Source organism: Thermopolyspora sp. NPDC052614 (genome assembly GCF_040678635.1).
Taxonomy (GTDB): domain Bacteria; phylum Actinomycetota; class Actinomycetes; order Streptosporangiales; family Streptosporangiaceae; genus Thermopolyspora.
In genome coordinates, this window is sequence record NZ_JBFATZ010000002.1 from 389,975 (window position 1) to 403,749 (window position 13,775).

The window sequence follows — 13,775 nt, forward strand, 5'->3', positions numbered from 1 at the left end:
GACCGTGGAAGTCTTCCTGCTGGCCTTCTTCGCGATCGGATATCTGGTGCTCGGCGGAGCCGACATCGGCGTCGGCATGGCGCTGCCCTACCTGGGGCGCACCCCCGGGGAGCGGCGGGAGGTGATCGCCGCCATCGCGCCGTTCTTCCTCGGCAACGAGGTGTGGCTGGTGACGGCCGGGGGCGTGCTCGTCGGGCTCTTCCCCAAGCTGGAGGGCGAGCTGCTGAGCGGCAACCACGTGCCGGTCGTCGCGTTGCTGGTGGCGTGGGTGGTCCGCGACATGGGGCTGTGGCTGCGCGGCCGGTTGCCGGGCCGCCGCTGGCAGGGCTGGTGCGACGGCGCGATCGTCGCCGGGAGCTGGGGACTGGCGCTGAGCTGGGGGGTCCTGCTCAGCCACGTGCTGCTGGGCATCCAGGGGCCGCTGGCGGCGCTGGCGGTGGCCGTCCCCGCGGCGCTGTTCGGCGTGCACGGGCTGGCGTTCGCCGCGCTGCGGCTGCACGGCGCCCCGCACCGCCGGGCGGCGGTGCTCTCCGGCGGCGCGGGGGAGGCGCCGACCTTCGCGCTGACCTCGGCGGCGCTCGTGGCGGTGGGCGTGCTCGCCGGGTTCCGGCTCCCGCTGGAGGCGGGTACGTCCGGTCCGCTGCTGGCGCCGGCGATCCTCGTCCTCCTCCCGGTGCTGGTGGCCACGCAGGCCTGGGTGTGGTGGACGTTCCGGCACCGCGTCGACGGCCCCTCCTACCTGTGACCGGGCCCGGGGCGTGCCTCAGCCGACGATGGTGAGCCCCATCGAGCGGGCCGTACCCGCGACGATCTTGACCGCCTGGTCCAGATCGGTGGTGTTGAGGTCGGGCAGTTTGATCGCGGCCACCTCCCTGAGCTGCGCCGCGGTCACGGTCCCGGCGTGTTGATGCCCCGGCCTCGGGCTTCCGCCGTTCAGACCGGCGGCCTTGCGGATGAGCGAGGCGGTCGTCGGCTGCTTGGTCGCCACGTCGAACGAGCGGTCCTCATAGACCGTCACCACGGCCGGGACGACGTGCCCGCGCCGGTCGGCGGTGAGCGCGTTGTAGCGCTTGCAGAACTCCATGAGGTTGATGCCGAGCGGCCCCAGGTCCTTGCCGACGTTCGCCGGGCCCGCTTCACCGGCCTGGATGTGCAGGGTGACAACCCTGGTCACCTTGTTCTTCGCCATGGCCGGTACGCTAAAGTCTCCCGTAACTGGAGACTCAAATGGATTATTCGATCGGTGAGTTGGCCGAGCTCACCGGCATACCGGTGAAAACCATCCGTTTCTACTCCGACACCGGCGTGCTGCCCGCTCCGAGCCGCACCTCCTCCGGCTACCGGCGCTACACCGACGAGCACCGCGTCCACCTGGAACTCGTCCGTACGCTGCGCGAGATCGGCATCGACCTCGCCACCATCCGCTCCCTCGGCCACCGCGACCTCAAGGAGGTCCTGGCCCTGCACCTGCGCGCGGTCGAGACGCAGATCACCGCGCTCCAGCGGACCAGGGCGGTCCTGCGCGTCACCCTCGACAAGGACGCCCCCGCCGAGGAGGACCTGCGCCGACTGCACGCACTCGGCAAACTCGGCGGCGCCGAGATGGCCGCCCTGCTCGACACGTTCATCGACGACGTGGGCGGCGACATCCGGCCGCGGCACGAGTGGCTGGCGGCGATGCGCGAGCACATGCTTCCCGAACTCCCCGCCGAGCCCACGACCGCCCAGCTCGACGCCTGGCTGGAGCTGGCCGAACTGCTCGCCGACGACGACTTCCGGCGGCGGCTGCGCGAGCAGAGCGACGGCTTCTGGGCGGGGCTCCGCGACATGGCGGCCTACCACGAGATCATCAACACGGTCATGGAGGTGGGGCTCGCCGCCGTCGAGGAGGGCATCCCGCCCGATTCGCCCGAGGCGAGACCCGTCCTCGAACGCGTCCTGGCCCTGCTGGGACAGACCCGCGAGCAGGCGGTCCGCATGTTCGACGAGCACGACTCGCGCGGCGAACGCCTGTGGCGGCTCGTCGCGATCGTCCGGGATATCGAGTACGACCCCCGCCCGGGGCAGGCGTACGCGTGGATCGAGCAGGCGGCCCGGGCGGCGACGTTCTGAACGGCCCGGCGGAACCCTCCGCGGATACGAGGAGCCCGCGGGGCCCGCGGGACCTCGCGCCCCGGAGTCGGTCAGCGCATGACGGGAAGGATCACCGCGGACGGCCGCGCCGGGTCGTGGAACACCTCCCTGGCCGAGGTGACCAGGCGCGTCGCCGCGCCCAGCGGCTCGCCCGTGCCCGGATTGCGGGCGAACCGGGGATGGGCGCCCCCGGAGACCTGCACCCGGACGCGATGCCCGGCCGCGAACCGGTAGGCCGTGGGCCACAACTCCACGGTCACCGCGCGGACGCCGTCCGCGTCGGCGGGGAAACGCTCGGGGATGACGCGCTGGATGCCGTCGCACACGTTCATGGAACGTCCCGACGGCTCCACGTCGCAGAGCCGTACGAACATGTCGGCGTGATCGTTCCCCGACCGCACGTGGAGCACCGCCCGGACCGGCCCGATCACGTCCATCGGCTCGGGCAGCGGCTCGCCGGTGAAGACCAGCACGTCGGGGCGCGATTCGAGGTCGCGGTTGTCGTACCGTCCGGCCCGAGGCCCGAGCAGCGGCCCGCCCAGCGACGGCGTCGGGTCGGCGGGGTCGTAGCGGAACCGGGTCAGCGACGAGACGTCGGGCGGCTCGGTGGACAGGCCGCCGTGCGGATGCAGGTACCAGGGCGTCGGCGTCGCCCCGGGCGGCGGCCACGCGTCGTAGTCGCGCCACTCGCCGGTGCGCTGCACGTACAGGCGCACCGGCCCGCCCCGCACCGCGTCGCGGTCGCCCTTGACCTGCGCGGTGAACCAGGTGATCGCCTCGCGCACGGCCACGCCCGCGGCCCTGGGGTCGCCGTGCGTCCACGGCCCGATCACGATGTACGGCTCCCGCCCCGCCGCGGCCAGCGCCTGGAAGTCCGCGAGCTGCCACGGCAGGAAGACGTCGTGCCACCCGGCGACCATCGACACCGGCGCGGTCACCTCCGCCAGTCGCGCGTCGTGGTCGCGCTCCACGGTCCAGTACGGATCGCCGGGTTTGCCGTGCTCCAGCCACTCCTGGAAGTAGGGAACCTGCCGTCCGGTCGCCACCAGGTCCGCCTCGGCGAGCGGCAGGCGGCGCAGCGCCGCCGCGAGCCGCCGGTCCGGACGCAGCCCCGCCAGCGCGTCGCGCAGCGGGCGCCCGGTCTGCCGGGTCATCATCGCCGTCCACGACAGCGTCGCCTCAAGCGCGAAGGAGCCGCCCGGGTAGATCTGCTCCCGGAACCCCGCCGAGGACATCGTGACGTGCATGGCCGCGACCCGCTCACCGGCGTCGGCGGCGACCGCCCACTGGGTGTAGCCGAGGTAGCTCGCCCCGAACAGCAGCAGGTTGCCGTGGAACCACGGCTGCCGTTCGATCCACTCGATCGTGGCCAGGCCGTCCGCCCGCTCCTGCGCGAACGGGTCGAGCGTGCCGCCGCTGCCGGCCGTGCCGCGCACGCTCTGCAGCACGACCTGAAAGCCGCGCTCGGCCAGCATCCTCGCGTGGAGCAGGGCGGACGGGCCCCGCCTGCCGTATGGGGTCCGGATCAGCACGGTCGGCGCGCCGGACACGCGGCGCGGCACGTGCAGATCGGCGAGCAGGTCGACTCCGTCGGGCATCGGCACCGACAGATCGCGGTGCACGTTCACGCGGGTGACCGCCGGAGGAAGACCAAGCCCCCGCGCGATCAGCCAGGTGATCATGCTCAAAGCACTCACCTCACAGTTCGTCGCCCCCTGACGACGCCGTGGACGGTCACCCCGCCGTCCGACGACGTACCCGTGGTGCCGTACGGGCCGTGTGTAAATCCCCCGGCACGGACCCGCATGTACCACAGGCCCTCACAGCGTCCCACAAGACGTGATTTCCCCGGAATAGGCCAGTACGTGGGTGTATGCCGAACCGCGCGTAACCTCCCGTCATTCGCCTGCCACGGCGGCGACCGCCACCGCTCACAGGCCGCGCGCCGGGCCGGGACCGACGCGAGCGCCGCACGGTCGACGATTAAGCGGGAGGAGGCGGCAATGCGCCATATGTCGGTTTTGCGGGAGAATGGTCGGGTACGGCGCGCGCATGGAGACATGGGACGTCATCCGGTCCCGCCGGGACGTCAGGCAGTACGACGAACGGCCGATCCCGCCCGAGCATCTCGACCGCATCCTGGAGGCGGGACGGCGGGCCCCGTCCTCACGCAACTGGCAGCCGTGGGAGTTCGTCGTCGTCACCGACCGTGCGCAGCTCGCCGACCTCGCGAAGGTGTGGCAGGGCGGCGGCCACGTCGCCCGATCGGCCGCCACGGTGGCCCTGGTGACCCGCGAGCCCGTGGACGATCTGACCAGGGACCGGGCGAACTACGACCTCGGCCAGGCGACGATGGCGATGATGCTCGCCGCGGCCGACCTGGGCATCGGCAGCGGCCACTCGACGGTCGCCGACCAGGCGCTGGCGCGCCGGGTGCTCGGCCTGCCCGACAACCGGATCTGCGCCTACCTGGTGGTCCTCGGCTATCCCGCCGACCGCCCGCTGAAGCCCATCAGGCGGCCGGACCGCAGGGCCTTCGACGACGTCGTGCACAGGGGGAAGTGGTGAGCATGCGGACGGCACCGGAGAGGCGGCACCGGAGAGGAGGCAAGGGTGAAGGCGACCATCGAGACGATCAGAATCGCCCTGGGAGGCGCCGAGGTTCACGGTGACCTGGCCCTGCCGCCGGAGGCGCGCGGCATGGTCCTGTTCGCCCACGGCAGCGGAAGCTCACGGCACAGCCCGCGCAACCAGGCCGTCGCGGCCCGGCTCAACCAGGAGGGGTTCGGCACCCTCCTGCTCGACCTGCTCACCGAGGCGGAGGAGGCCCGCGACGCCTGGACGGGCGAGCTGCGCTTCGACATCGGCCTGCTCACCGGGCGGTTGGTGGACGCCCTGGACCGGCTCGCCAACCAGCCCCGCACCGCGGGCCTCCCGCTCGGCCTGTTCGGCGCGAGCACCGGGGCCGCCGGGGCGCTCGCGGCGGCGGCGGCCCGGCCCGACCTGGTCCGCGCCGTCGTCTCCCGCGGCGGCAGGCCCGACCTCGCGCCCGACGCGCTGCCCCGGGTCCGCGCGCCCGTCCTGTTGATCGTCGGCGGCCGGGACGAGGTCGTGGTGGACCTCAACCGGAGCGCCGCCGGCCGCCTGAACGGCCCGCACGAGGTGGTCGTGGTGCCGGGCGCCAGCCACCTGTTCGAGGAGCCGGGCACGCTGGAACGCGTCGCCGAGCTGGCCGCCCACTGGTTCCGCGACTACCTGCCCCGGCGCGGCCCGGACTGAGCCCGAGCCGCCCGGGACGGGCTCACATGTTGATCATGTGGCCGGCGAGGCCGTGGATCGCCTCCTGGATCGCCTCGCTGAGGGTCGGGTGCGCGTGCACGTTGCGGGCCACCTCGTGCACGGTCAGGTCCCACTTCTGCGCCAGGGTGAGCTCGGGCAGCAGCTCGGTGACGTCCGGGCCGATCATGTGCGCGCCGAGCAGCTCGCCGTACTTGTCGTCGCTGATGATCTTGACGAAGCCGACCGTGTCGCCCAGGCCGTGCGCCTTGCCGTTCGCGGTGAAGGGGAACTTGGCCACCTTCACGTCGTAGCCCTGCTCGCGGGCCTGCGCCTCGGTGTACCCGAAGCTGGCGATCTGCGGCTGGCAGTACGTCGCCCGCGGGATCATGACGTAGTCGAGCTCCATCGTCTCCGCGCCGCCGATCGTCTCGGCCGCGATGACGCCCATCGCCTCGGCCGTGTGGGCGAGCATCAGCTTGGCGGTCACGTCCCCGATCGCGAAGATGTGCGGCACGCTGGTACGGCAGAAGCCGTCGACGTCGATCGCGCCCCGGTCGGTGAGCCGTACGCCGGTGTTCTCCAGGCCGTAGCCCTCGACGCGCGGCTTGAAGCCGATCGCCTGCATCACCTTGTCGGCCTCAAGCACCTTCTGGCCGTCCTTGCCGGAGACGGTGACCTTCACCTTCTCGCCGGAGTCGTCGATCGACTCGACCTTGGTGGAGGTCAGCACGTCGATGCCGAGCCGCCGGTAGCGGCGGGCCAGCTCGGCCGAGACCTCGGCGTCCTCAAGCGGGACGATGCGGTCGAGGAACTCCACGATCGTCACGTCGACGCCGTAGCTGTTGAGCACGTAGCCGAACTCCACGCCGATCGCGCCCGCGCCGGCGATCACGATGCTGCCGGGCAGCTTGTCGGTGAGGATCTGCTCCTCGTACGTCACGACCCGCTCGCTCAGCGACGTGCCGGGAAGCAGCCGCGTCTCGGCGCCCGTCGCGATGATCGCCGAGTTGAACGTCACGTTCTGGGTGCTCCCGTCGGCTCCCGTGACCCGCAGGGTGTGCGGATCGACGAAGTGCGCCCGCCCCTCGTACTCGGTGATCTTGTTCTTCTTCATCAGGAAGCGCACGCCCTTGGCGCGCCCGTCGGCGACCTTGCGGCTGCGTTCGAAGGCCGCCTGGTAGTCGAAGGAGATCTGACCGTCGACCTGGATGCCGAACGTCTTCGCCTCGTGCGTGAGCAGGTGCGCGAGTTCGGCATTGCGCAGCAGAGCCTTGGAGGGGATGCAGCCCACGTTCAGGCACACGCCGCCCCAGTAGCGCTCCTCGACGATCGCCGTACTCAACCCGAGCTGCGCCGCCCTGATCGCGGCGACGTATCCGCCCGGTCCAGCGCCTACCACCACGACGTCGAAGTGTCCACTCATAGGGCAAACCCTATGCGGAACCGGGGGCGGAATTCGCGCCGGGTCCGCCCGCCGGGCAACCGTGGCCGGGCGGGGGCCGAGCGGGGGCCGGGCGGGGGCCGGGCGGACTGGTGGCCGTCCTCGCGGGGGTCCTAGGCTTGCCGACCATGCGTGACCTTGGTGAGGATCCCCGGCCGGTGCGGGGCGGGGTGCGGCAGGTGTACACGATCGCGCGGGCGGCGACCATCGAGTACGCGCCCGATCTGGACGGCCTGGCGGATCCGGGGGAGATCGTCTGGGCCTGGGTGCCCTACGAGGAGGACCCGGATCGCGGCAAGGACCGGCCGCTGCTGCTCGTCGGCCGTCACCGGCGCCGACTGCTCGGCCTGATGCTGTCCAGCCGGGGCGGCGACGATCCGCGCGACGCACAGGACTGGCTGGAACTCGGCTCCGGCCCCTGGGACCGGCAGGGCCGGGTCTCCTACCTGCGACTGGACCGCGTCTACGAACTGGACGAGGACGACATCCGCCGCGAGGGGGCCGTCCTGGACCGCGCGAGGTTCCTGCGGGTCGCCGCCGTCCTGCGGCGCCTGCACGGTTGGGCCGCCGACGGATAGGCAACGGGTAGGCGACGGGAGGGCGACGGGAGGGCGACGGATAGGCCGGGGATCGCCCGGGGACGGGACGCCCTGCGACCATCCGCCCGTCTCCCGGCGGTTCGCCACCGCCACGTGCATACGCGCGCACATCGGCCGATAGGGATCGGCCGTCAGGCCGCCGGCGGAGCTCGTTCGCCTGGGGTCACGACTTTGTTGTGTCGAGTAAGCGTAATGGTGACGTTGTGTGATAGTCATTGAGCGCACTGTGATCGGCAAAGTCGCAGGGACCCCGGTCAAACGCAAGCCAGGAGGGCCTCATGGTGGCAAGCATCCTCGCCGCGCTCGCGGCGGCCGGAGTCGTGGCGATCGCCGCGCTGGTGTACCGCAGGCGCGGCCTCGGCACCGAAGACCACGAGCCCTCGGGCGCGACCGCCGGGCACGCCGGCGCGATGTTGTCGGCGCTGTTCCTGCTCTCCTTCGCCATCGCGATCGTGGTGCCGTGGACGGCCGCCGACGTCGCCCGGCAGAACACCTACACCGAGGGCCAGGCGGTGGTGGAGGCGCACTGGGCGGCCGCCCGGCTGCCCGCGCCCCTCGGCCCCCAGGTCCAGTCCGAACTGCGGGAGTACGTGCGGTTCGTGCTGAACCGGGACTGGCCGCTGATGGTGAAGGGGGAGCTCGACCCCGAAGGCGGGGCGCGCATCGACCGGCTGCGTACGCAGGTCGCCGCCTTCAAGACCGAGGACACCGACGAGCAGGAGGCCAAGGGCGCCGTCCTGGAACAGGTGCGCGGCGTGGCCGAAGCGCGCCGGGTGCGTGAGGCCGACGCGAAGGCGCGACCGCCCGCGGCGCTGCTCGCCATGACGGTCCTGACCGGAGTGGTGGTCACGGTATTTCCGTTCATGGCGGGTGCGCGACCGCGCGGGCCGGCGGTGGTGCCGCTGGTGGTCATGGCGGCGCTGCTCGGCATCGGCGTCTACATGGTCTTCGACATCGTCAGCGTGTTCGACGGCGGACTGGCCGTCGGGCCGGACGCGTTCACGTCGGCGCTCACGGAGCTGCAGCGGATATCCGGAGGCCGGTGATCATGGCTCCCCGGTGCGGACCGCGCCCCCCGGCGTCGCGGTCTCCGCTGATCGCGATCGTCGGTCTGTGCGCCGGTCTGTGTGCCCTGTCGTGCCCGGCGGCAGTGGGCGTCGCCATGGCCGATCCCGTGCCCGGCACCGGGGCGTCGGTCCGATCCGAGGTGTCGATCGACCTCCCCCGGCCGCCGGTCCGATCCGAGGTGTCGATCGACCTCCGTCGGCCGCCGGTGGAATCCGCGCCGTCGGTGGGAACCGACCTGCTGCCGATCGGCCTGCGGGTGGCGGTCTGCCTCGATGTGGGGCCTGTCGCGGGGCTGGCGGCCACCGTCGAGATCGGTGTCTGCCGTCAGCCGGCCCCGACCCCGTCGCCTCCGCCTCCCCAGCCGTCCCCTCGCCCGGTACCGGTCGCTCCGCCGCCTCCCGCGCCCAGGCCCACCACCCCGAAGCCCGAGGTCCCCAGGCCAGCGCCACCCCGTAGCGCCCCACCCGCGGCGGCGCTGCCACAGGAAGAGACGGTGCGGCGTCCGCCGCACCGGTCACGTCCCGCCAAGACGCCTCGCCCGTCGGCCTCGCCGACGCCGCCGATGTTCCGGGCGCTGGAAATGAAGCCGCGGCCGGAGCGACGACGTCCCCTATCGGCCCTCGTGATCATCGTGGTGCTCACGACGGTGATCGCCGGAGGCGTGGCGGCGGCGTTCAACGCCGCCAGGTAGCGCCAGGTAGCAGGTATCCGGGCGCGAAGGAGCCGGGCGCGGCGCCATCGCCCGCCCGGCACGGCGTGCGCCCCATCGTGGGGCGTCCTGTGGGCACGAGCGCGTCGGCGGATGCGGCGTCGCTAGAGCCAATCCCATTTACGGAAGACGACGTAGAGCGAAACGGAGGTGACCACCATGAGAAGGACGGAGATCCAGAGCCCGCTGGGCAGGCCGTAGCCGAAGAAGGGCACGTTCTGGCCGAAAAAGCCGGTGATCGAGGTCGGGACGGCGATGATCGCCGCCCAGCTCGTGACCTTCTTCATGATGGCGTTCATCCGGTTGCCCTGCAGGGTCAGGTAGGTCTCGCGGACGTTGCCGAGCAGTTCCCGCATGGACTCGTTCAGTTCGCTGACCCGCAGCACGTGGTCGTATACATCCCGGAAGTACGGGGCCATGTCGGCGCCGATCATCCCGAGTTCGCGCCTGTCGAGGCCGTCCACCAGATCCCGCATGGGTTTGGTGACACGGCGCAGCCGAAGCATCGTCTTGCGCAACTCGAAGGTACGGCGCTGCAGATGATGGCCCTGCGGCCGGTCGTCGAACAGCAGATCCTCCAGCTCCTCGACGCGGTCGTCCAGTTCCTCGGCCACCTGGAGATGCCCGTCCACCACGTAGTCGAGCAGCCCGTGCAGCAGGAAGGCCACGCCCTGACCGGCCCGCTCCCGCGCCGCGTCCCAGCGGTGCGTCACCGCGTCGATGTCGAGCAGGTCGTTCTCCCGCACCGTGACCATGGCGTTGGCGGTGAGGAACACGTCCACCTCGCAGTGGCGCAGCGTGCCGGTCGCGTCCAGCGTCAGGGCGTACACGGTGAGGAACAGGTGGCTGTCGTAGACGTCGAGCTTGGGACGCTGCTGCTCCTGCAGCACGTCCTCAACGGAGAGCGGGTGCAGGCCGAGTGCCTCGCCGATCGCCGCCAGCTCGGCCTCGGACGGCGCGCACAGGTCGAACCAGACGGTGGCGGACGGATCACGGACGTGCTCGGACACCTCGGAGACGGGGAAACCCTCCGCTTCGAGGACGCCGTTCCGGTAAAGGCGGGCGCGGGACATGATGGGTCAAGAGTAGGGCCGCGCAGCGCCGCGGCGGGAACTGCGCGTTGTGCGCGCGGGCCGCAACGCCGACCCGAATCATGACTCGCCCGACCTGTCCGACGGCGACGGCGTTGGCCTGCAACCCCCGCGTCGGCGAGGGCCGTTTCCAGAGGGCCGTGTAGCGGGAGACGGCGGTGAAGTCGCGGTCGCGGATGCGAGCAGGGGATTGGCGGGCGGGCGGTAGTCGGCGATCAGCAGGCGTCCGCCCGGTCTCAGCACCCTGAACATCTCCCGCACGGCGTCGCCGCGCCGGTCGGCCCGGGATGTGGTGCAGGGCCAGGCTCCTGATCGGGGCTGGACCGGTTCTTCGTCGCCTATCCCACGCCGGATTCCGCGCTCGCGGGCGAGCGCGCCAACGGCTCTCCGCAATAGGCGAACGCCTTTTATCCCGTAACGCCCGTCACTGATCGTCCTCGCACCCGCGATCATGCTCGCGGGCCGCGGCGTAACCTTTCTCACCAGGTGAAACGCCGGGTTGTTGGCGTGTCGAACTCCGCCGGAAACCCTTGTTTAGCACGGCGGAATCGTGGATTCTAGGTGGTGTTCACGCTTAACGCAGTATCGGGGATACACTTCTGTACGTTCCCTCATTGAAGTGTGTCAGTGCTGCTCTGAACACCCGTCACTTTTGTCATGAAGAAAGCAGAAGTCCTGTGACAGCGCCACTGCGGACCCCGGCGCCCCGCCCTCAATTACCCCTCGTCCACGACCTCGAAGAGCTGCGCGGCGAGGCCATGCGCGTTCTCGCCGCCAACTGGGCGGGCACCCACACCGTCCCGTCGCGCACGCTCTACCCGCACCAGTGGAGCTGGGACTCGGCTTTCATCGCCATCGGCAACGCGAGCTGGGTGCCGGACCGCGCCCGGCGCGAGCTGCTGACGCTGTTCGAGGCGCAGTGGCGCGACGGGCGGGTGCCGCATATCGTCTTCAGCCCGTCGGTCCCCGACGAGGCGTACTTCCCCGGCCCCGGGTTCTGGCGCTCGCACGAGGTCCCGGCGGCTCCGGCCGCGAGCACGTCCGGCATCGTGCAGCCGCCGGTGCACGCCCTCGCGGTCTGGCGGATCCACCAGGCCGCCCCCGACCGCGACTTCCTGCGCGCGATCTATCCCCGCCTCGTCGCGCAGCAGGAGTACCTGCGCACCTGCCGTCGCCCCGCCGGCGACGGCCTGCTGGCGATCGTCCACCCGTGGGAGTCGGGCATGGACAACAGCCCGGCCTGGGACGAGCCGCTCGCCGCCGTGCCGGCCGGACCGCTGCGGGACAAGCGCCGCGACCTCACCCACGTCGGCGCGGACGAGCGCCCGACCGACCTGGACTACCGGCGCTACACTGCGCTCGCCGCCGCCTACCGCGACGGCGGGTACCGTGACGACCGGCTGCTCGACGAGCACGCCTTCGTGGTCGCCGACCCTCTGATCAACGCCGCGTACGGCGCGGCGGAGGCGGCTCTCGCCGACATCGCGGCCGAGATCGGCGCCGACCCGTACCCCCACCTGGAGCAGGCCGAGGCCGTCACCCGCGCCATGATCGACCACCTGTTCGATCCGGCGCGCGGCCTGTTCCTCGCCCGCGACCTGCTCACCGGCAAGGCCCTGCTGGTGGACAGCGTGGCCGGACTGATCCCGCTGATCCTGCCCGACCTGCCCGCCGACGTGGCCGATCGCCTGATCGACACCGCGATCACGCGGTTCGGGCTGTACGCCGGGCTGCCGCCGAGCTACGCCCCCGGCGGCCCCGCGTTCGAGCGCTCGCGCTACTGGCGCGGGCCCGCCTGGATCAACACCGCCTGGCTGGTGTGGCACGGCCTGCGCCAGCGGAGGGAGGCCCTGGCCGGTCTGGTGGCCGAGAGCATCGTCCAGGTGACCGCCGAGTCGGGGTTCCGGGAGTACTTCGACCCCTTCACCTGGGAGGGGCACGGCTGCGCGGATTTCGCCTGGTCGGCCGCCCTCACGCTGGACGTCCTGAGCGCCCGCTAGGCGTGTCGCGGATGTCGTGACGCGCACAGTCGCCGTCGCGCGCTCGAAAGCGCTCTGAAACAATAAATTTCGTTCTTGGACGTCTATTACTGTTGTATCCGGGCATGTCAGGCCGCTAAAGATTTTCTCATGGAATTTCAGGGGGCCGACATGATGGATGACGAGCTGCAGGTGTATCCCCACCTCGACCTGGACGGTTCGTCCTCGGCGACCCTGTCGCGGGTGCGCGACTGGATGCGCCGCAGCCGGTCCGCCGACGACTGGACCGCGGCCGAACTCGTGGCGGCCAAGGGGGACACAACGGTCAGCGTCGTCCTGCCCGCCCGTGACGAGCAGGCCACCGTGGGCGACATCGTCGCCACCATCCGCGCCGAGCTGGTCGAGGTCGTGCCGCTCGTCGACGAGATCCTCGTCGTCGACTCCCGTTCCACCGACGACACCGCCCAGGTGGCCGCCGCGGCGGGCGCCCGGGTCGTACACCAGGACGCGGTGCTGCCCGAACTGCCGCCGCTGTCCGGCAAGGGCGAGGCCCTGTGGAAGGGACTCGCCGCGGCCGAGGGCGACATCATCGTGTTCATCGACGCCGACCTGCGCAACTTCGCCGCGCATTTCGTGACCGGCCTGGTCGGCCCGCTGCTCACCGACCCGGGAGTGGTGTTCGTCAAAGGCGGGTACGAGCGTCCGCTGATCACCCCCGACGGGGTGGCCCACCGGGGCGACGGCGGCCGGGTGACCGAACTGGTCGCGCGCCCGCTGATCAATCTCTACTGGCCGGAGCTCGCCGGGTTCGTCCAGCCGCTGGCCGGCGAGTACGCCGCGCGCCGCGAGGTGCTGGAGCGCGTCCCGTTCGTCACCGAGTACGGGGTCGAGCTCGGCCTGCTCATCGACCTGCTCGACGCCGAGGGGCTCGATGCCATGACCCAGGTGGATCTGGGCAGCCGCGAGCACAGCCACCAGTCCACGCCCGCCCTCGGCCGCATGGCCGCGCAGATCATGCTCACCGCCTGGTCCCGTCTCGAACGCCAGGGCCGGGTGGTCACGCCTGAGCCGCTCAACGCCACCCTGCTGCAGTTCGACAAGGAGCAGCACGGCCGGGCCAGGGTCAGCGACGTCAGCGTCGCCGAACGCCCGCCGCTGGCCGCCGTCCTGGCCGATCTTGCGAACGTCGCTCCCGGCGCCGGCGACCGCGCCTGACCGGCGAATACCTTCGTCGGTTTTCTTGCTGTTAGTCCGAATACAGTTCGACCGGACAATGTGATTCTCATCACGGCGATCATGTCGCCGCGTGCCGCCGTGCCCGCGGGGGCCGCCCTGCGGGCGCCGCGGGCGGGCCGGGTCCGATGCCTGCTCAAGGCCGCCCTGGCTTGGCCTTGCGGGCGGTTCACGCCCAAGTCGGCGGCGGAGGCGAGGGGGGACACGTGGTCGCCGGGCCGGTCCCATGGCCGTGATCTTGGT

At 71.5% G+C, this 13,775-nt stretch carries 13 protein-coding genes; 9 read left to right on the top strand and 4 right to left on the bottom strand.

Annotation, left to right across the window (positions count from 1 at the left end; genetic code table 11):
• Nucleotides 1-4 precede the first annotated feature (4 nt).
• Entirely contained in the window at nt 5-745 is a 741-nt protein-coding gene (locus AB0K60_RS05205; protein WP_364048793.1) for a cytochrome d ubiquinol oxidase subunit II, read from the top strand.
• A gap of 18 nt (nt 746-763) precedes the next feature.
• Here the strand turns inward: AB0K60_RS05205 and rplK are convergent, their stop codons facing one another.
• Nucleotides 764-1,189 (bottom strand): 50S ribosomal protein L11, encoded by a 426-nt coding sequence (gene rplK / locus AB0K60_RS05210; protein WP_364048795.1) that lies wholly within the window; start codon nt 1,187-1,189, stop codon nt 764-766.
• Nucleotides 1,190-1,227: 38 nt separating this feature from the next.
• Here rplK and AB0K60_RS05215 point away from each other — a divergent pair, with 38 nt between their 5' ends.
• Nucleotides 1,228-2,112: a MerR family transcriptional regulator gene (locus tag AB0K60_RS05215; protein WP_364048797.1), complete on the top strand. Its 885-nt coding sequence runs from the start codon at nt 1,228-1,230 to the stop codon at nt 2,110-2,112.
• Between the two features lie 71 nt (nt 2,113-2,183).
• Here AB0K60_RS05215 and AB0K60_RS05220 read toward each other — a convergent pair whose 3' ends face one another.
• On the bottom strand, nt 2,184-3,815 hold the full coding sequence (locus tag AB0K60_RS05220) for a CocE/NonD family hydrolase (RefSeq protein WP_364049286.1): 1,632 nt from the start codon (nt 3,813-3,815) through the stop codon (nt 2,184-2,186).
• 370 nt (nt 3,816-4,185) lie between these two features.
• Here AB0K60_RS05220 and AB0K60_RS05225 point away from each other — a divergent pair, with 370 nt between their 5' ends.
• Nucleotides 4,186-4,701: a nitroreductase family protein gene (locus AB0K60_RS05225; protein WP_364048799.1), complete on the top strand. Its 516-nt coding sequence runs from the start codon at nt 4,186-4,188 to the stop codon at nt 4,699-4,701.
• 45 nt (nt 4,702-4,746) lie between these two features.
• Nucleotides 4,747-5,412 carry a dienelactone hydrolase family protein gene (locus AB0K60_RS05230; protein ID WP_364048801.1) on the top strand — a complete coding sequence of 222 codons (666 nt, stop codon included), beginning with the start codon at nt 4,747-4,749 and terminating at the stop codon, nt 5,410-5,412.
• Nucleotides 5,413-5,434: 22 nt separating this feature from the next.
• On the opposite strand, the gene lpdA is transcribed toward AB0K60_RS05230, so the two are convergent.
• A complete protein-coding gene (gene lpdA, locus AB0K60_RS05235) occupies nt 5,435-6,835 on the bottom strand; it encodes a dihydrolipoyl dehydrogenase (RefSeq protein ID WP_364048802.1) in 1,401 nt (466 codons plus the stop codon).
• Nucleotides 6,836-6,981: 146 nt separating this feature from the next.
• Between lpdA and AB0K60_RS05240 the strand changes: the two genes are divergently transcribed.
• From AB0K60_RS05240 to AB0K60_RS05250, 3 genes are all read left to right on the top strand, one after another.
• Entirely contained in the window at nt 6,982-7,431 is a 450-nt protein-coding gene (locus AB0K60_RS05240; protein ID WP_364048804.1) for a type II toxin-antitoxin system PemK/MazF family toxin, read from the top strand.
• A gap of 299 nt (nt 7,432-7,730) precedes the next feature.
• Nucleotides 7,731-8,498: a hypothetical protein gene (locus AB0K60_RS05245; protein ID WP_364048806.1), complete on the top strand. Its 768-nt coding sequence runs from the start codon at nt 7,731-7,733 to the stop codon at nt 8,496-8,498.
• A gap of 515 nt (nt 8,499-9,013) precedes the next feature.
• Nucleotides 9,014-9,211, top strand: coding sequence for a hypothetical protein (locus tag AB0K60_RS05250; RefSeq protein ID WP_364048808.1), 198 nt, complete (start codon nt 9,014-9,016; stop codon nt 9,209-9,211).
• A gap of 122 nt (nt 9,212-9,333) precedes the next feature.
• Here the strand turns inward: AB0K60_RS05250 and AB0K60_RS05255 are convergent, their stop codons facing one another.
• Nucleotides 9,334-10,302: a magnesium transporter CorA family protein gene (locus tag AB0K60_RS05255; RefSeq protein ID WP_364048810.1), complete on the bottom strand. Its 969-nt coding sequence runs from the start codon at nt 10,300-10,302 to the stop codon at nt 9,334-9,336.
• Between the two features lie 695 nt (nt 10,303-10,997).
• Here AB0K60_RS05255 and AB0K60_RS05260 point away from each other — a divergent pair.
• Entirely contained in the window at nt 10,998-12,320 is a 1,323-nt protein-coding gene (locus AB0K60_RS05260) for a hypothetical protein (RefSeq protein WP_364048812.1), read from the top strand.
• A 129-nt stretch (nt 12,321-12,449) separates the two neighbouring features.
• Nucleotides 12,450-13,514 (top strand): glucosyl-3-phosphoglycerate synthase, encoded by a 1,065-nt coding sequence (locus AB0K60_RS05265; RefSeq protein WP_364048814.1) that lies wholly within the window; start codon nt 12,450-12,452, stop codon nt 13,512-13,514.
• The last annotated feature ends 261 nt before the right edge of the window (nt 13,515-13,775 follow it).

Coding starts and splice junctions, on each gene's coding strand:
- rplK (WP_364048795.1), bottom strand. CDS start 1,189: ATGGCGAAGAACAAGGTGACCAGGGTTGTCACCCTGCACATCCAGGCC.
- AB0K60_RS05215 (WP_364048797.1), top strand. CDS start 1,228: ATGGATTATTCGATCGGTGAGTTGGCCGAGCTCACCGGCATACCGGTG.
- AB0K60_RS05220 (WP_364049286.1), bottom strand. CDS start 3,815: ATGATCACCTGGCTGATCGCGCGGGGGCTTGGTCTTCCTCCGGCGGTC.
- AB0K60_RS05225 (WP_364048799.1), top strand. CDS start 4,186: ATGGAGACATGGGACGTCATCCGGTCCCGCCGGGACGTCAGGCAGTAC.
- lpdA (WP_364048802.1), bottom strand. CDS start 6,835: ATGAGTGGACACTTCGACGTCGTGGTGGTAGGCGCTGGACCGGGCGGA.
- AB0K60_RS05240 (WP_364048804.1), top strand. CDS start 6,982: ATGCGTGACCTTGGTGAGGATCCCCGGCCGGTGCGGGGCGGGGTGCGG.
- AB0K60_RS05245 (WP_364048806.1), top strand. CDS start 7,731: ATGGTGGCAAGCATCCTCGCCGCGCTCGCGGCGGCCGGAGTCGTGGCG.
- AB0K60_RS05255 (WP_364048810.1), bottom strand. CDS start 10,302: ATGTCCCGCGCCCGCCTTTACCGGAACGGCGTCCTCGAAGCGGAGGGT.
- AB0K60_RS05265 (WP_364048814.1), top strand. CDS start 12,450: ATGGAATTTCAGGGGGCCGACATGATGGATGACGAGCTGCAGGTGTAT.